At 70.0% G+C, this 21,814-nt stretch carries 21 protein-coding genes and 1 pseudogene; 15 read left to right on the top strand and 7 right to left on the bottom strand.

The window, feature by feature from the left end; all coding sequences use genetic code 11:
- Positions 1-17: 17 nt before the first annotated feature.
- The gene (locus ACFY3D_RS04265; protein ID WP_389974715.1) at positions 18-704 is read left to right on the top strand and encodes a methyltransferase domain-containing protein; all 687 of its coding nucleotides are present in this window, start codon (positions 18-20) and stop codon (positions 702-704) included.
- Positions 705-853: 149 nt separating this feature from the next.
- Positions 854-1,495, top strand: a complete 642-nt coding sequence (locus tag ACFY3D_RS04260) for a DNA alkylation repair protein (RefSeq protein ID WP_389975625.1) — start codon at positions 854-856, stop codon at positions 1,493-1,495.
- Positions 1,496-1,628: 133 nt separating this feature from the next.
- Here ACFY3D_RS04260 and ACFY3D_RS04255 read toward each other — a convergent pair whose 3' ends face one another.
- Complete coding sequence (locus ACFY3D_RS04255) at positions 1,629-2,264, bottom strand: TetR/AcrR family transcriptional regulator (protein WP_362896737.1); 636 nt, start codon at positions 2,262-2,264, stop codon at positions 1,629-1,631.
- 201 nt (positions 2,265-2,465) lie between these two features.
- Here ACFY3D_RS04255 and ACFY3D_RS04250 point away from each other — a divergent pair, with 201 nt between their 5' ends.
- The 4 genes from ACFY3D_RS04250 (at position 2,466) to ACFY3D_RS04235 (ending at position 5,914) form a co-directional block, all read left to right on the top strand.
- A complete protein-coding gene (locus ACFY3D_RS04250; RefSeq protein WP_389974712.1) occupies positions 2,466-3,026 on the top strand; it encodes a hypothetical protein in 561 nt (186 codons plus the stop codon).
- Positions 3,027-3,270: 244 nt separating this feature from the next.
- Complete coding sequence (locus ACFY3D_RS04245; RefSeq protein WP_389974709.1) at positions 3,271-4,104, top strand: CPBP family intramembrane glutamic endopeptidase; 834 nt, start codon at positions 3,271-3,273, stop codon at positions 4,102-4,104.
- Positions 4,101-5,258, top strand: coding sequence for a sensor histidine kinase (locus tag ACFY3D_RS04240; RefSeq protein WP_389974706.1), 1,158 nt, complete (start codon positions 4,101-4,103; stop codon positions 5,256-5,258). Before ACFY3D_RS04245 ends, ACFY3D_RS04240 begins: the two co-directional genes overlap by 4 nt.
- Positions 5,255-5,914: a response regulator gene (locus tag ACFY3D_RS04235; protein WP_389974703.1), complete on the top strand. Its 660-nt coding sequence runs from the start codon at positions 5,255-5,257 to the stop codon at positions 5,912-5,914. The genes ACFY3D_RS04240 and ACFY3D_RS04235 overlap by 4 nt, the downstream gene beginning before the upstream one ends.
- A gap of 164 nt (positions 5,915-6,078) precedes the next feature.
- On the opposite strand, the gene ACFY3D_RS04230 is transcribed toward ACFY3D_RS04235, so the two are convergent.
- From ACFY3D_RS04230 to ACFY3D_RS04210, 5 genes are all read right to left on the bottom strand, one after another.
- A complete protein-coding gene (locus tag ACFY3D_RS04230; RefSeq protein WP_389974700.1) occupies positions 6,079-7,005 on the bottom strand; it encodes an NAD-dependent epimerase/dehydratase family protein in 927 nt (308 codons plus the stop codon).
- A gap of 97 nt (positions 7,006-7,102) precedes the next feature.
- A complete protein-coding gene (locus ACFY3D_RS04225) occupies positions 7,103-8,173 on the bottom strand; it encodes a 2-oxoacid:ferredoxin oxidoreductase subunit beta (RefSeq protein WP_362896730.1) in 1,071 nt (356 codons plus the stop codon).
- Complete coding sequence (locus ACFY3D_RS04220) at positions 8,166-10,019, bottom strand: 2-oxoacid:acceptor oxidoreductase subunit alpha (protein WP_350942808.1); 1,854 nt, start codon at positions 10,017-10,019, stop codon at positions 8,166-8,168. The genes ACFY3D_RS04225 and ACFY3D_RS04220 overlap by 8 nt, the downstream gene beginning before the upstream one ends.
- A gap of 233 nt (positions 10,020-10,252) precedes the next feature.
- Positions 10,253-10,336: a putative leader peptide gene (locus tag ACFY3D_RS04215; RefSeq protein WP_350943552.1), complete on the bottom strand. Its 84-nt coding sequence runs from the start codon at positions 10,334-10,336 to the stop codon at positions 10,253-10,255.
- A 69-nt stretch (positions 10,337-10,405) separates the two neighbouring features.
- Positions 10,406-11,848, bottom strand: coding sequence for a polysaccharide deacetylase family protein (locus ACFY3D_RS04210; protein ID WP_389974696.1), 1,443 nt, complete (start codon positions 11,846-11,848; stop codon positions 10,406-10,408).
- 295 nt (positions 11,849-12,143) lie between these two features.
- On the opposite strand from ACFY3D_RS04210, the gene ACFY3D_RS04205 reads away from it, so the two are divergent.
- The 5 genes from ACFY3D_RS04205 (at position 12,144) to ACFY3D_RS04185 (ending at position 15,983) form a co-directional block, all read left to right on the top strand.
- Positions 12,144-12,515, top strand: a complete 372-nt coding sequence (locus ACFY3D_RS04205) for an NADH-quinone oxidoreductase subunit A (protein ID WP_350942810.1) — start codon at positions 12,144-12,146, stop codon at positions 12,513-12,515.
- Positions 12,516-12,584: 69 nt separating this feature from the next.
- Positions 12,585-13,067 carry an NADH-quinone oxidoreductase subunit B gene (locus tag ACFY3D_RS04200; RefSeq protein ID WP_386200574.1) on the top strand — a complete coding sequence of 161 codons (483 nt, stop codon included), beginning with the start codon at positions 12,585-12,587 and terminating at the stop codon, positions 13,065-13,067.
- A complete protein-coding gene (locus tag ACFY3D_RS04195) occupies positions 13,051-13,716 on the top strand; it encodes an NADH-quinone oxidoreductase subunit C (protein ID WP_389974692.1) in 666 nt (221 codons plus the stop codon). Before ACFY3D_RS04200 ends, ACFY3D_RS04195 begins: the two co-directional genes overlap by 17 nt.
- 243 nt (positions 13,717-13,959) lie before the next feature.
- Positions 13,960-14,913, top strand: coding sequence for an NADH-quinone oxidoreductase subunit NuoH (gene nuoH / locus ACFY3D_RS04190; protein ID WP_389975622.1), 954 nt, complete (start codon positions 13,960-13,962; stop codon positions 14,911-14,913).
- Positions 14,914-15,044: 131 nt separating this feature from the next.
- The gene (locus ACFY3D_RS04185; protein WP_389974689.1) at positions 15,045-15,983 is read left to right on the top strand and encodes a hypothetical protein; all 939 of its coding nucleotides are present in this window, start codon (positions 15,045-15,047) and stop codon (positions 15,981-15,983) included.
- Positions 15,984-16,237: 254 nt separating this feature from the next.
- Here the strand turns inward: ACFY3D_RS04185 and ACFY3D_RS04180 are convergent, their stop codons facing one another.
- Positions 16,238-17,809 (bottom strand): protein kinase, encoded by a 1,572-nt coding sequence (locus ACFY3D_RS04180; RefSeq protein WP_389974686.1) that lies wholly within the window; start codon positions 17,807-17,809, stop codon positions 16,238-16,240.
- Positions 17,810-18,063: 254 nt separating this feature from the next.
- Here ACFY3D_RS04180 and ACFY3D_RS04175 point away from each other — a divergent pair, with 254 nt between their 5' ends.
- The 4 genes and pseudogenes from ACFY3D_RS04175 to ACFY3D_RS04160 all read left to right on the top strand — a co-directional run bounded on the left by ACFY3D_RS04175 (position 18,064) and on the right by ACFY3D_RS04160 (position 21,794).
- Positions 18,064-18,744, top strand: a complete 681-nt coding sequence (locus ACFY3D_RS04175) for a NuoI/complex I 23 kDa subunit family protein (protein ID WP_389974683.1) — start codon at positions 18,064-18,066, stop codon at positions 18,742-18,744.
- Positions 18,741-19,277 (top strand): NADH-quinone oxidoreductase subunit J, encoded by a 537-nt coding sequence (locus ACFY3D_RS04170; RefSeq protein ID WP_362924014.1) that lies wholly within the window; start codon positions 18,741-18,743, stop codon positions 19,275-19,277. The genes ACFY3D_RS04175 and ACFY3D_RS04170 overlap by 4 nt, the downstream gene beginning before the upstream one ends.
- A gap of 1 nt (position 19,278) precedes the next feature.
- A pseudogene (gene nuoK, locus ACFY3D_RS04165) lies at positions 19,279-19,575 on the top strand (NADH-quinone oxidoreductase subunit NuoK); the annotation flags it as partial.
- A 179-nt stretch (positions 19,576-19,754) separates the two neighbouring features.
- Positions 19,755-21,794, top strand: coding sequence for an NADH-quinone oxidoreductase subunit L (locus ACFY3D_RS04160; protein ID WP_389974680.1), 2,040 nt, complete (start codon positions 19,755-19,757; stop codon positions 21,792-21,794).
- The last annotated feature ends 20 nt before the right edge of the window (positions 21,795-21,814 follow it).

The following is a 21,814-nucleotide window of genomic DNA, read 5'->3' as shown; positions in this document are numbered from 1 at the left end:
GTCGCACAATGACGCCCATGTCCACGTTACTTAGTGTTCTTGACGCCTATGACGACCTGCCTCAGGCCCGCGACCTGCGGGAACGAACGTACCAGGCGCTGGGCGAGATCGTTGTCGACGTCGGCTGCGGGAGCGGGCGCGCTGTCGGCGAGCTGGCCGCCCGTGGGGTGAGGGCGATCGGCGTCGACCTGGACCCCGCCATGATCAAGATAGCCGCCGAGCGTCGGCCCGCGGGCGAGTTCCGTCTCGCCGACGCCACCGCGCTGCCTCTCGACGACGGCTCGGTCACCGGCTACCGCGCCGACAAGGTCCTGCACACCCTCGCCGAGCCCGAGCGAGCCGTCGCCGAGGCCCGCAGGGTCCTGGCGAGGAACGGTCGCGCGGTGCTCATCGGCCAGGACTGGGACACCCTCGTGATCGACTCCGACGATCCCGACCTCATCCGCACGCTCGTCCACGCTCGCGCGGACGTCGTGCCGAGCCCTCGGGTCGCCCGCCGACACAGGAACCTCCTGCTGGAGAACGGGTTCGTCGACGTCACCGTCGAGGTCCACACGATCGTGTGGACGGGCACCGAGGGCCTGCCGGTGCTCGCCACCCTGGGCGAAGGCGCCTGGCTCGACGACCAGGCCGCGCGGGCACGCGACGACCGGCTGTTCGTCGCCATCCCGTTCTTCCTCGCCTCCGGGACCCGCGCCGACTGAGCACGCGGTCGCCGGACGGGGAAACCGCCCTCCTCGCCGGTGGCCGCCGCCGAGCCGGAACGTACGAAAATGACAGGGGGCCGTCGTAGGCTGACCCTCGCCCGTGACGGAGGGAGCCCGAGGTGGCCGAGACGACGGTGGCCGACGTGATGGCCGAGCTGGCCGAGCTTGAGGACCCGAGGATGCGCGAGGTGAACGAGAAACACGGTGACGATCACGGTGTGAACCTCGGCAGGCTGCGCGCGATCGCGAAGCGGCTGAAAACGCAGCAGGAGCTCGCGTACCGGCTCTGGGAGACCGATGACACCGCGGCGAGACTGCTCGCGCTCCTGATCTGCCGCCCGAAGGCGTTCGGACGCGACGAGCTGGACGCGATGGTGCGCGAGGCGCGCGCACCGAAGGTGCACGACTGGCTCGTGAACTACGTGGTGAAGAAGAGCCCGCACTCCGAAGAGCTGCGGCTCGCCTGGCTGGCCGATCCGGATCCGGTGGTCGCGAGTGCGGGGTGGGCGCTCACCGTCGAACGCGTGGCGAAGAAGCCCGAGGTCCTCGACCTCGTAGGACTGCTCGACGTCATCGAGGCGGAGATGAAAGGCGCTCCGGATCGCCTGCAGTGGGCGATGAACCACTGCCTGGCCCAGATCGGGATCGAGCACGCCGAGCACCGCGCCCGCGCGATCGGCATCGGTGAGCGCCTGGAGGTGCTCAAGGACTATCCGACCTCCCCGGGCTGCACGTCCCCGTTCGCGCCCGTCTGGATCACCGAGATGGTGCACCGGCAGGCACGCTGAGGCGGTGACCCGTCCGGCGAGCCACCTCCGACCCCCGATCTCGTGATACGGAGGGCTCTCGGTCACGGTCAAGGGCTTTTCCGTCCGTGCCGCCGGCAGCGGAGAGGCGGAATGGGATCAGTGATGGAGCCGGTCAACGTGTAGGTGGGTTGGCGGCGTCCTCGGAGCCCACCGGTCCGGCGTCGTCGGTGGTGGCATGAACCTGCACGAGCCTCTCGACCCCGCGCAGGAAGGTCTCGCAGACCAGTGCCGGGTCGAACAGGCAGCCGGCGGCCATGGCACCGTCGCGCATCATCACGAAGTGACGGGCGGCGGGGTCGGCGTCTGTCTCCCGGACCTTGGCCAGCAGCTCCGTGACGGTTTCCAGGAACCATTGGCGGTGGGCGAGCACGGCCTTGTGCACCGGGGACTCGGGGTCGGGATACTCGGCGGCGGCGTTGAGGAAGGCGCATCCCCGGAAGCCGGGAGACCGGATGCCCCGGGCGATCGATTCGCCGAGGGCTTGGACGGTGTCGGCGGCCGGGAGCCCGGCGGCGAGGGCCTCGTCCGCCTGGCTTCGCATGGCCCGGTCGACCACGTTCAGGTAGGAGAGGACAAGGTCTTCCTTGCCGGGGAAGTGCCGGTAGAGGGTGGCTCGCGTCACCTGTGCCTCCGCGACGATGCGATCGATGCCGACGGAGTGGATGCCCTCCGCGTAGAAGAGCCGGGTGGCCGTGTCGAGCAGCCGGGATCGTGCTTCGGACGGCCGGCCTTCGGATTGGCTGCGCATGCCGCCATCTTAGTAGGTAGAACGTTCGGTCTTGACAGTTCATGACGCAGGGGGCCATGCTCAGTAAAGGTAGAACGTTCTGTCTTGTTGGGGGTCGTTCCTCGGGTCCCACGCCGGCTCGGTCGTCAACCTGATCGAGAAGGTCGGCCACGGGACGCGCCGAACCGCTCTCCTCGTCATCCGTCCCCCGAAAGGATCATCGTGAGCACGATCGCTGCTTCGCCCGGCATCTCAGGGACCGCGTCCGCACTGCGGCGGCTGTACTTCGTCCGGTTCGTGTTCGCCATCGCCTGGGCCCTCGCGATGTTCACGACCGCCTCGGCACTGGGCCCGGTCGCGGTCACCCTGCTCGTGCTCTACCCGCTGTTCGACGTGGCCGCCGCCGTCGTCGACGCCCGCGCGACGCGCAGCACCGGATCACCCGCCCTGCCGTACGTGAACATCGCGGTCAGCCTGATCACCGCCATCGGCGTGGCCGTCGCCTGCGCGTCCGGTATCCCGGCGGTGCTGCGCGTGTGGGGTGCCTGGGCGGTCGTGGCCGGGCTGGTCCAGCTGATCGTGGGTGTCACCCGCCGTGGGATGGGCGGCCAGTGGCCGATGATCATCAGTGGCGGTATCTCCGTACTCGCCGGCGCGTCGTTCATCCTCGGCGCCTCCGCGGACAACCCGACGCTGACCAACGCGGCCGGCTACGCCATCCCCGGCGGCATCTTCTTCCTCATCTCGGCCTTCCGTCTCGGGCGCGCCGCGAAGGGAAACTGACACGGACGGCAACACCTGCGACGTCGTCCTCGTGGCCGGCCCGGTCGGGGAGAACGTCGCCGACCGGGTGGTGCGGGACGGGCTGAGCGTCACCCCGCTCAACCCTGCGCGCGGGGTGTGTTCGTCCCCCGTGCGAGCTACCCGCGAGTGTCCACCGCGCGGTGACGATTCCAGGGCGCCGAATCCATAGCGTTCTCGACGTGACCGCGGCGCTCCGGCCGCGGTGTCTCGTGAGGGAGTCGTTATGCGGCTGTTGAAGCAGCTTCTGGTCGTCGCGGCGGTCGCCTTCGTCGGCAGCGCGGGCGTGGAAGCGGTGCGGGGGAACGCGTTTCTCACCCTGGTTCTCGGGGTCGCGACAGCCGTTCTCGCGGTGGTCGCCTACGCCTGGGTGGTGCGCTGGTCCGAGCGCAGGGCGCCGGTCGAGGTGGCCACCGCAGGCGCCGTCGCCGCTACGGGGCGGGGCGTGCTGATCGGTGTCGGGATGTTCGCGGCGGTCATCGCGAACATCGCCCTGCTGGGCGGCTACCGAATCGACGGTGCGGGCTCGGTGACGGGCGCGGTCGCGCTGTTCGGCTTCATGGCGGCCGCCGCCGTGACAGAGGAGCTGATCTTTCGTGGCATCCTGTTCCGGATCATCGAGGAACGCGCAGGCACGTGGATCGCGCTGGCGCTGACCAGCGTGCTGTTCGGCCTGGTGCACCTGTTCAACGAGCACGCCAGTCTGTGGGGCGCGATCGCCATCGCGGTCGAGGCAGGGGGCATGCTCGCCGCCGCCTACGTCGCCACCCGCACCCTGTGGGTGCCGATCGGCCTGCACTTCGGCTGGAATTTCGCGGCGGCCGGCATCTTCGGCACCGAGGTCTCGGGCAACGGCGCGTCGCAAGGGCTGCTGAACGGTGTGACGTCGGGCCCGGCCCTGCTCACCGGTGGTGAGTTCGGGCCGGAGGCGAGCCCGTACGCGGTCCTGTTCGGGGTGCTGCTGACGATCGCCTTCATGTGGCTGGCCCGTCGGCGCGGCAACCTGGTCCCACGCCGGCGCGGTGCGCGGTCCGGCGAGACCGCTACGCTCTCCCGGTGATCGATCTGCGACGGCTCCCGGATCTGTGGCGGCGACTCGACGTCACGGTCCGGGACCTTCCGTTCGCGCTGTCGTTGATCGTCGCGTCACTCCTGCCGGCGCTTCACGACAACGGGACGCAACTCGGCGACCTGCCGGGCCGCCCCTTCGACGCGACGGCCGTCGCGGTGATCGCCCTGGAGTGCCTCCCGCTCGCCGTACGCCGACGGTGGCCGGCCGTCTGTCTCGTCCTGGTGTCGCTCGGCTTCGCCCTCGACCAGCTCCGCGCGTACCACCTGGTGGCGGGCGTCGCCCTGCCCGTCGCGCTCGTGAGCGCGGGCGCCTATCTGGAACGTCACCGGCGTGTCACCGCGATCCTGCTCTCCGCGGCGTACCTGTCACTCGTGTTCGCGCTCGACCGGCTCGGCTCGACCGAGGGGCCGGAGGGGTACGTGACGTTCTACCTGGCGCTGGTCCTCGCGTGGGGCATCGGGGCCTGGCTGCGCTCCACCTGGGCCGCCGAGGCCGAACGCCGCCGCCACGTCGCCGAGACCACCCGCATGGCCGAACGCACCCGCATCGCCCGCGAACTCCACGACGTCGTCACCCACCACGTGACGGCGATGGTCGTGCAGGCCGAGGCGGCACGCTACCTGACCGCCGCCCCCGATCGCCTCGACGCGACCCTGAGCGCCGTCACCGACACCGGCCGGCGGGCCATCGCCGATCTGCGGCACCTGCTCGATCTGCTCAACCCCGACCACGGCGAGGCCGTCAGGCGGATACCGTCCATCGGCGAGCTTCACACGTTGGTGGAGCAGACCCGCCTGGCCGGGCAGCCGGTGGAGTTCACCGAGGAGGGAAGACCGGCGCGATCGGCCGGCAGTGCCGAGTTCGTCGCCTATAGGGTCGTGCAGGAGTCCCTGACGAACGCCCTCAAATACGCCCACGGCAGCCGTACCGTGGTCGATGTGCGCTTCGGCGAGAAGGAGATCACCGTGCAGGTCGGCACCGACGGATCCGGTTCGCGGACCGGCTCGCCCGGCGGGAGCGGGCGGGGCCTCGCCGGGCTCCGCGAGCGGGTCGACGCCCTGGGCGGCGAGTTCGGCGCCGAACGGCGGGCGGACGGCGGTTTCGTCGTGCGGGCACGCATCCCGGTGGGGAGCCCGTCGTGAACGCGCCGATTCGGGTCCTGGTCTGCGACGACCAGGCGCTGATCCGCACCGGGTTCGCGACGATCCTCGACGCGCAGGCCGACCTCGAGGTGGTGGGCGAGTGCGGGGACGGTCGCGCCGCGGTCGACCTCGCCCGCCGGCTGAACCCGGACGTCGTGGTGATGGACGTCCGCATGCCGGTGCTCGACGGCATCGAGGCGACCCGCCTGCTGGCCGGTGCCGGAGTGGCGCACCCCGTCAAGGTCCTCGTGGTGACGACGTTCAACCTGGACGAGTACGTGTACGAGGCGCTGCGCGCGGGGGCGAGCGGGTTCCTGCTCAAGGACGCCCCACCGGCGCAGTTGCTGCACGGCATCCGTACCGTCGCGGCGGGTGCCGCGCTGCTGGCACCCGAGGTGACGCGGCAGCTCGTCGGCAGGTACGCGGCGCGGATTCGTCCCGCGGAAGGCGCGCCGGGCGACATCGCGCTGACCCCGCGCGAGCTGGAGGTGTTGCGCCACATCGCCGAGGGCCTGTCCAACAGCGAGATCGCCGCGACGTTGGTGATCAGCCAGGAGACCGTGAAGACCTACGTGTCGCGCATCCTCACCAAACTCGACCTGCGTGACCGCGTGCAGGCGGTGGTCTACGCCTACCGCAGGGGCCTGGTGACCTGAGACGCGGCGAATGACCATGCCGTGGTGGAGACCATCCGTTGCCCCCGTGTGGTGGCCGGCCGGCTGGCCGGTTGTGGAGTCGGGGTCGGAAGGTGTGGGACGGTCTGGGCGGGTGGTGCGGTCTGGGGCGGTGTGGTTGGGGCGGGCGGTCGGGGGCGGTGCGCTCAGCGGCCTTCGCGGGCGAACCAGTCGACGGTCCTGCGCAGCCCCTCCTCCAGGCCGACGGCGGGGCGCCAGCCGAGAATCTCGGCGGCGGGGGCGGGGTCGGCGATCCTGGCGCTGTCCAGCGCCCTGTCGGCGAGCACGCCGTAGCGGGGCCGGGTCCGGCCGCCGACGATCTCGGAGAGGAGTTCGACGGTGTCGCGGATGGAGGTGCCCGTCCCGGTGCCGATGTCGAAGGCGCGGCCCGCCGCCTCCGGGGTCTCGCCCGCGGCGAGGAAGGCGTCGACCACGTCGTCGACGTACACCCAGTCGAGGTGGCGCGTCCCGCTGCCGAGCTCGGGCTCTCGCCCGCGCAGCAGCGCGAGTGCCACGTAGGGGACCAGCTTGTGGGTGTCCTGGCGGCCGGGGCCGTAGACCATGCCGATCCGCAGGTTGCTGACCTGGACGCCCCACAGGTGGTGGAACATCCGCGCGTAGCCGTCGGCGGCCCACTTGGACACCGCGTACGGCGAGGACGGTGCCTTGTCGCCCTCCTCCGGCCGGAGCTCCTCCAGCGAGCCCGCGAGCACCACCCTGGTCTCGGGGACGGCGGCGACCGCCGTCAGCAGGTTGACCACGCCGGTGAGGTTGCTGTGCAGCATCGGCAGCACGAGCTTCGGATCCCTCGCCCCGGCGACCTCGCTGGCGAGGTGGAACACGACGGCGGGGCGGGTCGATTCGACGAGCCACTCGACCTCGCCCGCGTCGGCGACGTCCGCGACGTGCCACGTCTCGCCGTACGCGCTCTCCCGCAGGCGGCGGCCGACCGCGTGCACCCGCGCGCCGAGCGCGCACAGGCGTCGCACCAGATGTGCCCCGATGAAGCCGGCGGCACCCGTCACCAGTACGGGCCTCGCCCGCCAGTACTCTTCCGCTACCGGGTCGGCCATGCGCTTTCTCCTGGTTCGGGGGATTTGTAGCAGGTAAGCGGTAAGGCCCGCTCCGAAGAGCGGGCCTTACCGGGTGATGCCGTGTGTTCGTTTCGGATCAGCTGATGCGCCAGGTGTCCCCGCCGAGCAGCAGGTCGTTCAGGTCACCCGGACCCCGCTCGCCGACGGCCTCCTGGAGCTGCTCGGCCATGAGCTCGTCGTAGGAGGGGCGGTCGACGTTGCGGAAGACGCCGATCGGGACGTGCTCGAAGGCGGGCTCGTCCAGCCGGGAGAGCGCGAAGGCGAGCGAGGGGTCGGCGCGGTGGACGTCGTGCACGAGGATCTCCTCCTCGCTCACCGACGACCTCGGGACGACCTCGATGCCGCCGTCGGCCGCCCTGCGCACCGCCTTGGAGGCCGAGGCGATGGGCTGCCCGTGCTCCAGGCGCAGCGTGATGTCGTCGCGCTGCTCCGGGTCCTTCAGCTGCTCGAAGGCGTTGTCGTTGAAGATGTTGCAGTTCTGGTAGATCTCGACGAGCGAGGTGCCCCGGTGCTCGGCGGCCTCGCGCAGCACCGACTGGAGGTGCTTGCGGTCGGAGTCGATCGTCCTGGCGACGAAGGAGGCCTCGGCGCCGATGGCGAGCGAGATCGGGTTGAACGGCTTGTCCAGCGAACCCATCGGGGTCGACTTCGTGATCTTGCCGATCTCGGAGGTCGGGGAGTACTGGCCCTTGGTCAGACCGTAGATCCTGTTGTTGAACAGCAGGATGTTCAGGTTGACGTTGCGGCGCAGCGCGTGGATGAGGTGGTTGCCGCCGATGGACAGCGCGTCGCCGTCACCGGTGATCACCCACACCGACAGGTCGGGACGCGAGGCGGCCAGACCGGTCGCGATCGCCGGGGCGCGGCCGTGGATCGAGTGGAACCCGTAGGTGTCCATGTAGTAGGGGAACCGGGAGGAGCACCCGATGCCCGAGACGAACACCATGTTCTCGCGCTTGAGCCCGAGCTCGGGCACGAACGACTGGACCGCGGCGAGGATGGCGTAGTCACCGCATCCGGGGCACCAGCGGACCTCCTGGTCGGTCTTGAAGTCCTTCATGCCGAGTTTCACCTCGGACTTCGGGACGAGCGAGAGCGCACCGCCCCTCGAAGGGGTGGAGATCTCGGGCAACTCAGCACTACTCACTGTCGATCACGTCCTGGATCACGCCGGCGAGTTCCTCTGCCTTGAACGGAAGCCCGCGCACTCGGTTGTAGCTGATGATGTCGACCAGGAAGCGGGCGCGGAGCAGCAGCGCGAGCTGGCCGAGGTTGATCTCCGGAAGGAGGACCTTGTCGTACGCGCGCAGGACCTCGCCGGTGTTGGCGGGCAGCGGGTTGAGGTGCCGCAGGTGGGCCTGGGCGACCTTGCCCCCACCCCTCCTGATGCGCCGCACGGCCGCGGCGATCGGCCCGTACGTCGATCCCCAGCCGAGCACCAGCACGCGCGCGTCGCCTTCGGGGTCGTCCACGGTGAGCGGCGGGATGTCGTTCGCGATCCCGTCGATCTTGGCCTGGCGGACCCGGACCATCCGGTCGTGGTTGTCGGGGTCGTAGGAGATGTTGCCGGTGTTCTCGGCCTTCTCGATGCCGCCGATCCGGTGCTCAAGGCCCGCGGTGCCGGGGATCGCCCAGGGGCGGGCGAGGGTCTCGGCGTCGCGCTTGAACGGCAGGAAGGTGACGCCGTCCTCGGCGTTCGGCCCCGTGGCGAACTCGGTGGAGATGTCGGGAAGGTCGGCGGCGTCGGGCAGCTTCCACGGCTCGGAGCCGTTGGCGAGGTAGCCGTCGGAGAGCAGCATGACCGGGGTGCGGTACTTCACCGCGATCCGCACCGCCTCCACCGCCGCGTCGAAGCAGTCGGAGGGGGTCGAGGGCGCCACGATCGGCAGCGGCGACTCGCCGTTGCGGCCGTACATCGCCATCAGCAGGTCGGTCTGCTCGGTCTTGGTGGGCATGCCGGTGCTGGGACCCGCGCGCTGCACGTCGACCACGATGAGCGGCAGCTCGGTGGTCACCGCGAGGCCGACGGTCTCGGCCTTCAGCGCCACACCCGGCCCCGAGGTCGTCGTGACGCCGAGCGCCCCGCCGAAGGCGGCGCCGAGCGCCGCGCCGACGCCCGCGATCTCGTCCTCGGCCTGGAAGGTGCGGATGCCGAACCGCTTGTGCTTGGACAGCTCGTGCAGGATGTCACTGGCCGGGGTGATCGGGTACGAGCCGAGGAACAACGGCAGCCTCGACTGCACCGAACCGGCGATCAGACCGTAGGCGAGCGCCTGGTTGCCGGAGATGTTGCGGTATACGCCGGGGGCGAGCTTGGCCGGCTTGACCTCGTACGAAACCGAGAAGGACTCGGTGGTCTCGCCGTAGTTCCAGCCCGCCTGGAAGGCGGCGATGTTCGCCTTGGCGATGTCGGGCTTCTTGGCGAACTTGGTCTCCAGGAACTGGATCGTCGCCTCGGTGGGCCGGTGGTAGAGCCAGCTCAGGAGCCCGAGGGCGAACATGTTCTTCGACCGCTCGGCGTCCTTCTTGGACAGCGCGAAACCTTCGAGCGCCTTGACCGTGAGCGAGGTGAGCGGCACCGAGTGGACCCGCCACTCGGAGAGCGAGTCGTCCTCCAGGGGACTGACCGCGTAGCCGACCTTCTGCAGGTTGCGCTTGGTGAACTCGTCGGTGTTGGCGATGATGTCGGCGCCGCGCGGCAGGTCGGAGAGGTTGGCCTTCAGCGCGGCGGGGTTCATCGCGACCAGGACGTTGGGGGCGTCACCCGGCGTGAGGATGTCGTGGTCGGCGAAGTGGAGCTGGAAGCTCGACACACCCGGCAGGGTGCCTGCGGGGGCGCGGATCTCGGCGGGGAAGTTGGGCAGTGTCGACAGGTCGTTGCCGAACTCCGCGGTCCCGGCGGTGAAGCGGTCACCGGTCAGCTGCATGCCGTCGCCGGAGTCGCCCGCGAACCGGATGATCACGCGGTCGAGTTGCTGAACCTGCTTGGTCACAGCTCAGTCCTCCTCGACGCGACAGGGCGCCGTTGCTCGTGGCACATTCTTTTTTCCATGCTAGATCCTCGGGGTCACGCGTAGTCTTTTCGCGTTCCACTCGGCGGAGGAAAGTGACCTTTGTCCCATATCCTTAGTGCCGCTGAGTCGAATCTGAGTCGAAGCCTGGGCACGGACGTCGGTGTCGCGGCCGTCGTACGGTTTGCGTCGTACGGTCTACGGAGAGGTCGCGATCACGGACGGCCGGCCTGACACAGCCCGGCCGCGAGCCGACACAGGTCAACGTGCAGGCGGCCGAAGAGGACAGTTGGGATCACGATGCCCAACTATATGTCCCGTCGCGGAGACGCTCTCATCGCCTCCGGCTATGGCCCCATAGCCACAGGTTATGGCATGGATTGATTTTTCAGCACGTCCGACACGGTCCCGGAGTCGTAGGTCCGGCCCGGTTCCATCGCGTGTGGGTCATACAGTTCCGGAACGGTGACAAAGGTATAACCCTTGGCGGCGATCTCGCGCAGGATCTCGGGGGTCGCGTCCACGGTCGCGTCGTGAACGTCGTGCATGAGGACGATCGATCCCGGCTTGATCCGGTCGACGGTCCGACGGGCGATCGCCCGGGGGTCGGGGTCGCGCAGGTCCTCGGCGTCCACGCTCCAGCGCACCACCGACATGCCCAGCCGGCGCGCGGTGGAGGTCACCCGCGCGTCGGCCGTGTTGTACGGCGGGCGCATCAGCGTGGGGACCTGGCCGATCGCCTGGGTGATCACGTACTGCGCGCGGGTGAGCTGGTCGGCGAGCAGCGCGGGGGGCAGCGCGGTGAGGTCGCGGTGGGACCAGCTGTGGTTGGCCACCAGATGGCCCTCGTCGCGCATCCGCCTGAGCAGCTCGGGACGCGCGGAGGCGTTGGAACCGAGGGCGAAGAAGGTCGCCCGCGCCCCGTGGGCGCCGAGGACGTTGAGCAGCCGCCCGGTCTCGGGGCCAGGCCCGTCCTCGTAGGTCAGCGCCACGCACCTGACCCGCGCGCAGTCCACCCCGCCCGCCTTGGAACTGTGCGCGGCGGGCCTGTCCCCGCGTGCCGCGAGCAGGTCCTCCTGTGAGGTGAGGGTCGCGGTCCCCACGGCCGCGTCCCGCGCCCGCAGCCCGGTCGCCGACAGCAGCGGCGCCGCGGTCGCGGACGGTACGGCGACCGCGACCCGGCCGGTCACGCCGAGGCTCACCTGCTCGTCGTCGAACTCCACGACGAGATCGCCGCGCGGGTTGAAACCGATGGAGTCGAACATCTCGGGGATCGGCTTGAGCGCGCTGGGATTCACCAGCGGACCCCGCAGCGCCAGCTCCTTCCTGACGAGCCCGGTCAGCGTGGCCAGTGCCGTGCCGTTCTTGAGCAGGTCGGGGGAGTCCAGGGCGCGCCTGCTCATCCGGTCGTACCAGACGGTGGTCCTGGACTCCCGCCAGCCGGAGCCCATGGACTGGCCGATGCGCAGCCGTACCCCCAGGACCTCGGGGGACGCGGCGGCGAGCTGCCAGTCCACGTTGAACTCGGGCCTGGGCAGGGCACCCCGGGAGACCTTGCGCCGGGTGAACCGGTCGAGGCTCTCGGCCACCGTCTCGCGGAGCTTCTCGGTGAGGAGGGGGGCATGGGAGATGGCGGGGTAGGTGGCGTGCACGCGCCGGCCCTTGCTCGCTTCCGGGGTCAGGCTTCTCGTGCTCATGCCCTGGACCATGGAGGGGTCCACGTAATTGATCAGTGTCGGCTCTGAGGGGACGGGGGACTTCGCAGGGGGAGAGGCGGTGGCCACGCCGCAACCGGCCAGCATCGCGGCCATCCAAGCGATTCCTCCGATGAATCGCACTTTAGGCATGAAGCGACGTTATAGGGCCTAATGGAGTGTTTTGCTGTTGCTTGATGTGAAGTGGACAGAGGCTTTAGCCGTCGCGCGGCCGGTGGTTCCGCCGCGTGACGGGGAGGGTGAATACTGCTATAGGTAAGCGAAGAACCTCCGTGCGGCGGTGGGTCCCCGACCGGGTTCGTACGGTCGGTCTTGGACCGCTCTGTAGCGGTTCCGAGTGGTCGCGCGGCGGTTTCGAGGATTCGTGCGGCGATCCCGAGGAGGAGAGGCCATGAGCGGATATTTCGGCTCATATGTGGTTGTCCTCGCTCTGTTCGCGATCGGTCTGCTGATCGTCGCCGGGGCCTTGCTCGTCAACCGAGGACTCCGGCCCAACCGCCCCACCCCGGAGAAACTGCTCACCTACGAGTGCGGCGTCGATCCGGTCGGCGACGGGTGGGCGCAGTCCCAGATCCGCTACTACGTGTTCACCTACCTGTACGTGGTCTTCGCGGTGGACGCGGTCTTCCTGTTCCCCTGGGCGACGATCTTCGCCAAGCCCGGCTTCGGGATGACCACCCTGGCCGAGATGTTCGTCTTCCTCGGCTTCATCGCGCTCGGCATCCTTTACGCCTGGCGCAAGCGCGTGCTCACCTGGACCTGAGGGCCCGTGAGACCGGGCGAGCGCGAGCACCGACTCTGAAGGAGAATGCGTGCCATGGCGGATCTCCCGATGCCCACCGTGGGGCCAGTCTCGCGTCTGGCCCCCAAGCCCATGCGCTTCATTCTCAACTGGGGGCGCCGTTACTCACTGTGGGCGTTCAACTTCGGTCTCGCCTGCTGCGCGATCGAGTTCATCGCGACCTCGATGAGCAGGCACGACTTCATCAGGTTCGGGGTCATCCCGTTCGCGAACGGTCCCCGGCAGGCGGACCTGATGATCGTCTCGGGCACGGTGACCGACAAGATGGCCCCCGCGGTCAAGCGGCTCTACGAGCAGATGCCCGACCCCAAGTACGTGATCTCCTTCGGAGCCTGTTCCAACTCCGGCGGCCCGTACTGGGACTCCTACTGCGTGACCAAGGGCGTCGACCAGATCATCCCGGTCGACGTCTACGTCCCCGGCTGCCCTCCCCGGCCCGAGGCGCTGCTCCACGGCATCATGATGCTCCAGGAGAAGATCGCCGCGGAGAACCTGAGTGATCGCTATGCCTGACCACCCCGAGTCCCCGAACCCCTCCACCCCCGGCTCCGAGCCCGCTTCCGCGCCCGGCTCCTCACCCGGCTCCGGGCCCGCTCCCAAACCCGCGCCCGGTTCCGCGTCCGGTTTCGCGCTCGGTTTCGCGTACGGCGAGGGCGCCCGGGTGTCGGAGTCCTTCGGCCAGATCACCGTCGACGTGGACCCCGACGGCTGGCTCGGCCTGCTGGGGTCCGCGAGGGCTGAGGGCTACGAGTTCTTCGACTGGCTCACCGCGGTGGACGAGCCGCCGGATGCCTTCGCGGTCGTCGCCCACCTCTTCGCCCCCGTCTCGCGCGCCCACCTGCTGCTGCGCACCCGGGTGCCGCGCGCCGACCCCCGGCTGCCCAGCGCGGTCGGCGTCTTCCGCGGAGCCGACTGGCACGAGCGCGAGACCTTCGAGATGTTCGGCGTCGTGTTCGAGGGCCACCCGAACCTGGTGCCGCTGCTGCTTCCCGAGGGCTTCGAGGGCTTCCCGCTGCGCAAGGACTTCGTACTGGCCGCCCGGGTCGCCAAGGCGTGGCCGGGTGCCAAGGAGCCGGGAGAGTCCGGCCACGGCTCGCCGAGCCGTCGCAAGACGCTCCCGCCGGGGGTGCCCGCCGACTGGGGGCGCGAGCGTGACGACTGAGACACTCCGCAAGTCGTCTCGCGCCCGCGAGACACCGCGCGTGCCGCGCGACGGATCGGCCAGGCTGTTGTCATGCGACGGCCCTGCCCGGCCGTCTCGCGCTCCCGGGATACCGCGCATGCCGCGCGGAGGGTCGGCCGATCCGTTGTCGTGCGACGGGCCCGCCCGGCCGTCTCGCGCCCGCGCGACCCGCGTGATCCGTGGTGGCCGGGGAGTCTCCCCGAGGGACCGGAGGTGCCCGTGATCGCCGAGGTGCTCGATGTCGTGGTACGGCTCGTCGTGATCGTCGCGGTCTTCCTGGTGCTGCCGTTGGTCGCCGGGCAGATGGAGCACAAGGTGATGGCGCACATGCAGGCGCGCCTCGGTCCCATGTACGCCGGGGGCTTCCACGGCTGGGCCCAGCTGATCGCCGACGGGGTCAAGTTCATGCAGAAGGAGCAGGTGATCCCGGTCGCGGCCGACCGCCGGGTCTTCACCCTCGCCCCCGGCGTGGCACTGGTCCCCTATCTCCTCGCGATGGTCGTCATCCCGATCGGACCCGGGCTGGTCGGGGTCGACCTGGACGCCGGGCTGTTCTTCGTCCTCGCCGTCATGGGGGTCGGCGTGCTCGGTTCGATCATGGCGGGATGGTCCTCGGGCAACAAGTACTCCGCCCTGGGCGGGATGCGCTCGGCCGCGCAGCTCATGGCGTACGAGCTGCCGCTGGTCCTCGCGGCCTCCAGCGTCGCGATGGCGGCGGGCACGCTCTCCCTGCCGGGCATCGTGGAGGCCTGGCAGTGGTGGTGGCTGCCCTGGCAGGCGATCGGCGGCGTCGTCTTCTTCGTCGCCGGGCTCGCCGAGCTGCGCCGCCCGCCGTTCGACATGCCGATCGCCGACTCCGAGCTCATCATGGGCCCGATGACCGAGTACACCGGCATGAGGTTCGCCCTCTTCATGCTGTCCGAGTACGCCGGGATCATCGTGGTGTCCGCGCTCACCAGCGTGCTCTTCCTCGGCGGCTGGCACGGCCCCTTCCTGCCGGGGCCGGTGTGGATGCTCCTCAAGGTCTTCCTGCTGGTCTTCGTGATCATCTGGCTCCGGGTGAGCTATCCCCGACTCCGTGAGGACCAGCTGCAGAAGCTCGCCTGGGTCGTCCTGGTGCCGCTGGCGCTCGTCCAGCTCGCGCTGACGGGAATCGTTACTATCGCCATCAGATGACCCTTTTCGTCCTGTTCCGTCGAGCTTTTTCCGTACCGTCCGGGGCGTTTTACTGGATGATCTGACGTTCGAAGTCTCCTCACAGGGCAGGGAGTTACACTCTGTGACACCACCTGCCAAGGACGGAATGCATGACCCTCGCGCTCGCCGTGGAAAAGGATGAACTGGTCGTCGATGTGCCGGAACATCCGCCGGTGCGGCTGCCGCTCACCGGGGAGGGCCGGGCGAGCACACTGTTGATCTTCGGCTATCCCGGCAGGGGCCGGACGAGATACGGCCTGGCGATACTCGACGAGTCCGGCCTGGTCATGCTGGAGGCCCCGGGCTCCCGGTCGAGGAGGGCGGTGGAGGCGTTCGCCGCGGACAACGGGCTGGAGTTCGAACTCAGGACGTTCGACACCCCGCAGCAGGCCAGGGTCGCGCTCGCCCGCCGGTCGCCGAGATGGCGCGCGGTGACCTGGCGCCGGGCGCCCGCGCCCCTGCCACGCCTGCGCGTGCCCGGCGTGAGAAGCCTCAGACCGCCGCTGAGCTCGCCGAAGGTGTGGTGGCGCGAGCAACTGCTGTACGTGCTCATGTGGGCGGTGCTCGCCTACGGTGCGGTCTTCGTGACGCTCGTGCTCCTCAACCTGACCGAGACCCGGGCCGACGTCACCCGGGGGATGGGGCCGCTCGGGGTCGCCGCCCTCGTACTGGCCGCGCTGACGGTCGTCGGGGCCGTCGTCGTGGTCGGGGTCGGCCGTCGCAGGTCCCGTAACCAGACCGCCCAGGGACGCGTGCTCAGGCGCGAGGGCCAGCCGCACTGCCGCCTGGTGGCCGTTCACGGCCGCCTGCTGCTGGAGACCGCGCGCAGGACCCGCGAGCTTGAGGCGTCCGAGCTCCTGCTGTACTCGGTGGAGACAGGGGAGACCGGCCTGCTGGTGGGCGGGGATCTGTTCCACCTGCCGGGACGCTGGGACGAGACGCAGGTCGAGCGCTTCGCCACGGGAAACGACCTGGAGCTCACGATCCGCAGGCTGACGCGCGAGGAGTATCTGGACCTGACGGCGCGGGCGAAGGACGCGGTTCCCTAGAGCCGAGCTCGGCCGGGTTTCCCCGGCACGGTCTCTCGGGGACGGCCTTCCCGGTGGCCACCTCTCCGGCCCGGTCCCCGAGAGACGGTCTTCCCGGTGCCCCGGCACGGTCTCCGAGAGACGGTCGGTGCCCCGGCCCGGTCTTCCGGGGACGGTCCTCCTGGGCGCCGCCTTCCCGGCGGTCCTCCGGGCGCGGTCCTCCGGGCGCGGTTCTCCGTGCCCGGCTCGGTGCGGGCCCCGGTGGTCGCGGTCCCCTACTGCACGATCCGCAGCATGATGTCGGAGGCCGTGGGCCGGTTGCCCGGCTCCTTGTCCAGGCAGGCGGCGGCGAGCGGGCGCAGCGACTGGGGCAGGGCCGTCAGGTCCGGATGATGGTTGATCACCCGGTTCAGGATGGCGGGGATGGTGTCCTCCCCGAAGGCGGCCTTTCCCGAGGCGGCGAAGATCATGGTCGCGGCCCAGCTGAACACGTCGGTCTCCGGACCGATCGTCCGGCCCGCGAGCTGCTCGGGCGACATGTAGGCGGGGGTACCCATGATGTTGCCCGACGTCGAGGTGACCTGGTCGAGGGCTCGGGCGATACCGAAGTCGATGACGCGGGGGCCGTCGGCGCCGATCAGCACGTTGGCCGGCTTGAAGTCCCGGTGCACCACGCCGGCCCGGTGGATCGCGGCGAGCGCGCCCGCGGTGGCGAGGGCGAGCCGGGTCAGGCCGTCCTCGTCGCGCGGACCCTTGTCGCGGACCAGCTGCTCCAGGGAGTCGCCCTCCACGTACTCGCTGACGACGTACGCCTGGTCCTCGTTGATGTTCACGTCGAGCACCCGCGCCGTGGAGAACGTCGCCACCCTGCGCGTCGCCTCCACCTCCCGCAGGAACCGCTCCCTCACCACCTGGTTGCCGGTGAAGTGCTCGTGCAGCACCTTGATCGCGACTTTCTGTCCCTGCGGGGTCAGCGCGAGGTGAACCGTTCCCTGGCCGCCCTTCCCCAGGTGGCCGATGAGCCGGTACGGCCCCAGCCAGCCCTGGGGGGCGGGGGTGTTCCGGCTCTGCGCGGGGTAGGTGGCCCCGGCCTGGGCGAAGGGGGTGTTCGGGTTCTGGGAGGTGTGGGTGGGCTGCCCCTGAGCGAAGGGGACGTGTGGGCTCTGGGAGGCGTGGGTGGACTGGCCCTGCGCGAAGCGGTCCCGGGGGGTGTGCGCGGGCCCGCCCTGCGCGAAGTGGTCCTGTGAGGTGTGGGTGGGCCGGCCGTGGACGAAGTGCCCCTGGGCGGGCTGGGGCGGCGCGTACCGCTGCGGCCGGTCGTCATGACGGGGTTGTGGCTGCGGCCGGTAGCCGCCGTGGTGCTGCGGCGGCTCGGGAAGTCGCGGCTGCGGCCGTTGCGCGGGCGGGTGCAGCATCGAGACCTCGGTGGGGCCCGTCTGGTACGACGGCCGCTGGAGGTGGCCGTACCCGGGAGACGACGGCCCCGGATGGAACGCGGGGGAGGTCCTCTGCGCGAAGACCGCCCCCCTGAGGATCAGCGCGTGGCCCAGCCCACCGAGCCAGCTGCCGAAGAGACCGATCGTCGCGACGGTGTCCAGCGCGATCGGGATGTCGTCGGAACTCCCGTAGATGGCCGCGGCGGTCATGAAGATGCCGACGCCGAGGGCGTAGAGGACGGCGGCGAAGGCCAGTAACGGGCTCCGCAGCTTGCGCGCGGCGTGGCCGATGATGAAAGGCGTCCCGACGCCGCAGGTCAGCGCGGGTACCAGCGTCCACACGACGCTCCACGCCGTGTTGGATCGTGCCGGTGGTTGCGACTGCCAGGCCGGCCCGTACTGGTGGGACATGGGGCGAACAATACGATTTTTTCCGGATCTCTGCAGACGCTTCGGTGGCGAGTCGGCGATTGAAGGGCGGTTCTCGAACACACAGTCTGTGGATAACTTCTGTGGATAACCCGGTTCCCTCGCTGATTCCCCCGTCATTACGGTCTCGTGGTCCCACGCATTCCCGAGCGCCCCACTGTGCGTCATGATGATGAGTTGTGGCACGGATACCAGGAGTGGGACTGGCGAAGGGGCTTTCCGTCACCCTTCGCCACATGCTGAACAGGTCGGTGACCCAGCAGTACCCCGAAGTCCGGCCGGAGCTGCCCCCGAGGAGCAGGGGGGTGATCGCGCTGGTCGAGGAGAACTGCACGGTGTGCATGCTCTGTGCCCGCGAGTGCCCCGACTGGTGCATCTACATCGACTCCCACAAGGAGACCCTCCCGGCCCCGGAGGGCGGCCGCCCCCGGGCCCGCAACATGCTCGACCGCTTCGCGATCGACTTCTCCCTGTGCATGTACTGCGGGATCTGCATCGAGGTCTGCCCCTTCGACGCGCTGTTCTGGTCGCCGGAGTTCGAGTACGCCGACGGCGACATCCGTAACCTTCTCCATGAGAAGGACAAACTCGCGGCCTGGGCGCAGACCGTCCCGCCACCCCCGGCGCACGAGCCCAACGCCGATCCGCCGAAGGAGCTCGCGGCCGCCTCCCGCCCGGTTCGCCCCCGGCCCACCTCCTCCGGGCCTTCCTCCTCCGGAGCCGCCTCTCCCAGACCCGCTTCGAGCGTCCGGGCGATCCGGCCGCCGGGGGCCTTGCCGAAGAAGAACGATCCGTCCACAGGCGGGTCGTCCGTCGAAAAGTTATCCACAGGCGGGGACGACGCGCCTCCGGCGACGGCCGCGCCGGGGCAGACTCCTCCCACGGATCCGAGTGGAGAGCCCGGGGAGGAGAAGTGACCGAGGTGCCGTCCTACCTGTCGCCGACCGGGCAGGAGATCGTCTTCCTTCTGCTGGGCGCGATGGCCGTCGGGTCGGCGCTGCTCGTCGTGACCACCAGGCAGCTCGTCCACGCGGCCCTATGGCTGGTCGTCTGCTTCGGCGCGCTGGCCGGGTGTTATCTGGTTCTCACCGCCGAGTTCGTCGCCTGGGTCCAGGTGCTGATTTACGTCGGCGCGATCGTGGTCCTTCTCCTGTTCGGCATCATGCTCACCCGCGCCCCGATCGGCAGGAGCGCCGACCTCGACAGCCCGAACCGTCCGGCCGCGGCGATCGTGGCGATCGCCACCGCGGCCGTGCTGGTCACCGTGGTCGTCGACGGCTTCCGCATGGCGTACATCCAGCTTGAGCCCGGTGGCGGCTCGGCCGCCGAGCTCGGTTCCAGCATCTTCCGCAACTGGGTGCTTCCCTTCGAGGCGCTCTCCGTCCTGCTGCTCGCGGCCCTGATCGGCGCCATCGTCCTGTCACGCACCGACATCCGAGGGAGGGACTGACGTGCACGTCGTCTATCCCGCGGTCGTCTCGGCACTGCTGTTCTCCATCGGCGTGTACGGGGTGCTCGCCCGCCGCAACACGATCCTCGTGCTGATGTCCGTCGAGCTCATGCTCAACGCCGTCAACCTCAACCTGGTCGCCTTCGACGTGTGGTTGCGCGACCGGCTGCACAGCGGGCAGGTCCTCACCCTCTTCGTCATCGTGATCGCCGCCGCCGAGGTCGGCCTCGGTCTCGCGATCATCCTCGCGCTCTACCGCAACCGCCGCACCGTCGACCTGGATCGCCTCCGCTCCCTGTCCGACTCGCCCGACCCGGCCCTGTCCGACTCGTCCGCCCCCGTCCTGTCCGGCTCCACCGATCCGGTCCCGGCCGGAAAGACCACGCCTGTCCCGGCCGGAAAGACCACGCCTGTCCCGGCCGGAAAGACCGACTCGGCCCCGGCCGGAGAGCCGGACCCCGGGCAGGGTGACACGCCATGATCACCATCGCCTCGCTCGTGATCCTCCTGCCCTTCCTCGCGGCGGCCGTCGGGCTCCTCGGCTCCCGCTTCCCCCGGCGTCCTCGAAGCGTGACGCCCCCGGACACCGGCGACAGCGCCGCCCCCAAGCCCGCCACCTCCGAGGTCAACCCCGCCCCCGACACCGACGCCAACCGCAAGGCCGCCTGGATCGCCGTGGTGCCCACCGCGATCTCCGCGGCCCTGGCGATCTGGCTCGCCTACGCCACCTGGGCGGCTGGCAGGGGCGGGGGTGGGATCGAGTCGCCCGTGCCTGCCGGACCAGGGGCCCAGGGGGCGATCGACGGTGTCACCGCGACGTTCGCCGTCATCGAGACGGGCTCGGTGCCGATCTCGGTCGGCCTGCTGGTCGACGGCCTCGCCGCGTCGATCGCCGTGCTCGTCGGCGTGGTCGCGCTGGCCGTGCAGGTCTACTCCGTCGGCTACATGCGCGGTGACCGGCGCTACCCGTCCTACAGCTCCTTCATCAGCCTGTTCACCAGCGCCATGCTGCTCGTCGTCTACGCGGCCGACCTCCTGGTCCTCTACGTGGGCTGGGAGATCATGGGGCTGTGCTCCTACCTGCTGGTCGGGCACTGGTGGGAAGACCGGGCCAACTCGCGAGCGGCGATCAAGGCGTTCCTCGTCACCCGGATCGGCGACGTCGGATTCCTGTTCGGCATCTTCGTTCTCGGGACGGCGGCGGGCAGCTTCAGGATCGCCGACGTCATCGCGAAGGTCCCCGAGATGTCGTCGGGCACGCTCATCGCGGCCACCATGCTGCTGCTGGCCGGGGTCGCGGGAAAGAGCGCCCAGGTGCCGCTGCACGTCTGGCTCCCCGACGCGATGGCCGGACCGACACCGATCAGTGCCCTCATCCACGCGGCCACCATGGTCGCCGCGGGCATCTTCGTCGTCGCCCGCCTCTACCCGGCCTTCCTCGGCGCCCGACCCACCCTGGACATCCTCGCGGTCCTGGCCGCCATCGGAATGCTCGGCGCGGCCCTCGCGGCCCTCGCCCAAGAGGACCTCAAACGCGTCCTCGCCTACTCCACGATCAGCCAGCTCGCCTACATGGCCGGCGCCCTGGCCGCCGGGTCCCGGAGCGCCGCGGTCTTCCACCTGATCACCCACGGCGCCTTCAAGGCGCTCCTCTTCCTCTGCGCCGGTGCTGTGATCCACGCGGTCGGCTCCAACCTGATGAGCACGATGGGAGGCCTGAGAAAGGATCTTCCCGTCACCTTCGCCGCGACGACGATCGGCTTCGCCGCCCTGGTGGGCCTCCCCCCGGCGAGCGGTTTCTTCAGCAAGGACGAGGTGCTGGTGGCGATCGAGCGTTCCCTGTCCTCGGGGACGCTGACCGGCAGCGCGGCCCTGCTGCTCTACGGCTGCGCGCTCACCACGGTCGCGGTGACCGGCGCCTACGCCACCCGGGCGTGGCTGCGCACCTTCTTCGGACAGCGCGCCCCCCAGCCCCATACCCTCCCCGAACTCCAGCCCGCGCCGGGCACGCCTCACGCCGCCCATGCCGTTGTCCCCACCGCCGCCCACACCGCCGTTCACGAGGCTCCGGCCACCATGCGCGTGCCCATCCTCGTCCTGGCCGTCCCGGCGCTGCTCCTCGGCCTCGTCCGGGTCGGCGACGTCCACTGGGGCACCGCCGCCCTCGGTCTCGCGGTGGCGCTGCTGGGTGCGGGGGCGGTCTACGCGGCGTGGCGCTCCGACTCCATGCGCGACCCGGCCCGCCTGCTCGGCCCCTTCAGAGCCCCGTGCGAGCGCGCCTTCTACGTCGACTCCCTGTACGCCAGGCTTTTCGTCCGCCCCACGCTGCTCTTCGCGAGCCTCGTCGCCCGCATCGACAGTCGTGTGGTGGACGGTGCCGTGCGCGGCTCGGGCCAGGCGACCCTGGGCCTGGCGAGACTGGTCCGCCTGATGCAGAACGGCAACGCCCAGCTCTACATCACCGGCCTGCTGGCCGGAGTCCTCCTGATCGCGGCGTGGGCGGTGATTTTCAGATGATCTCTCTGCTGTTCTGGGGC

This window comes from Streptosporangium sp. NPDC000509, from assembly GCF_042898365.1.
Lineage (GTDB): Bacteria > Actinomycetota > Actinomycetes > Streptosporangiales > Streptosporangiaceae > Streptosporangium.
The sequence above is the reverse complement of the archived record's forward strand: the minus strand, read 5'-3'. Positions and strand labels throughout refer to the sequence as shown.

Bases quoted from the DNA above. Each gene is read 5' to 3' on its own strand.
- ACFY3D_RS04265 (WP_389974715.1), top strand. From the start codon at position 18: ATGTCCACGTTACTTAGTGTTCTTGACGCCTATGACGACCTGCCTCAG.
- ACFY3D_RS04260 (WP_389975625.1), top strand. From the start codon at position 854: ATGGCCGAGCTGGCCGAGCTTGAGGACCCGAGGATGCGCGAGGTGAAC.
- ACFY3D_RS04255 (WP_362896737.1), bottom strand. From the start codon at position 2,264: ATGCGCAGCCAATCCGAAGGCCGGCCGTCCGAAGCACGATCCCGGCTG.
- ACFY3D_RS04245 (WP_389974709.1), top strand. From the start codon at position 3,271: ATGCGGCTGTTGAAGCAGCTTCTGGTCGTCGCGGCGGTCGCCTTCGTC.
- ACFY3D_RS04230 (WP_389974700.1), bottom strand. From the start codon at position 7,005: ATGGCCGACCCGGTAGCGGAAGAGTACTGGCGGGCGAGGCCCGTACTG.
- ACFY3D_RS04210 (WP_389974696.1), bottom strand. From the start codon at position 11,848: ATGGCCGCGATGCTGGCCGGTTGCGGCGTGGCCACCGCCTCTCCCCCT.
- ACFY3D_RS04205 (WP_350942810.1), top strand. From the start codon at position 12,144: ATGAGCGGATATTTCGGCTCATATGTGGTTGTCCTCGCTCTGTTCGCG.
- ACFY3D_RS04200 (WP_386200574.1), top strand. From the start codon at position 12,585: ATGCCCACCGTGGGGCCAGTCTCGCGTCTGGCCCCCAAGCCCATGCGC.
- ACFY3D_RS04185 (WP_389974689.1), top strand. From the start codon at position 15,045: ATGACCCTCGCGCTCGCCGTGGAAAAGGATGAACTGGTCGTCGATGTG.
- ACFY3D_RS04180 (WP_389974686.1), bottom strand. From the start codon at position 17,809: ATGTCCCACCAGTACGGGCCGGCCTGGCAGTCGCAACCACCGGCACGA.
- ACFY3D_RS04175 (WP_389974683.1), top strand. From the start codon at position 18,064: ATGCTGAACAGGTCGGTGACCCAGCAGTACCCCGAAGTCCGGCCGGAG.
- ACFY3D_RS04160 (WP_389974680.1), top strand. From the start codon at position 19,755: ATGATCACCATCGCCTCGCTCGTGATCCTCCTGCCCTTCCTCGCGGCG.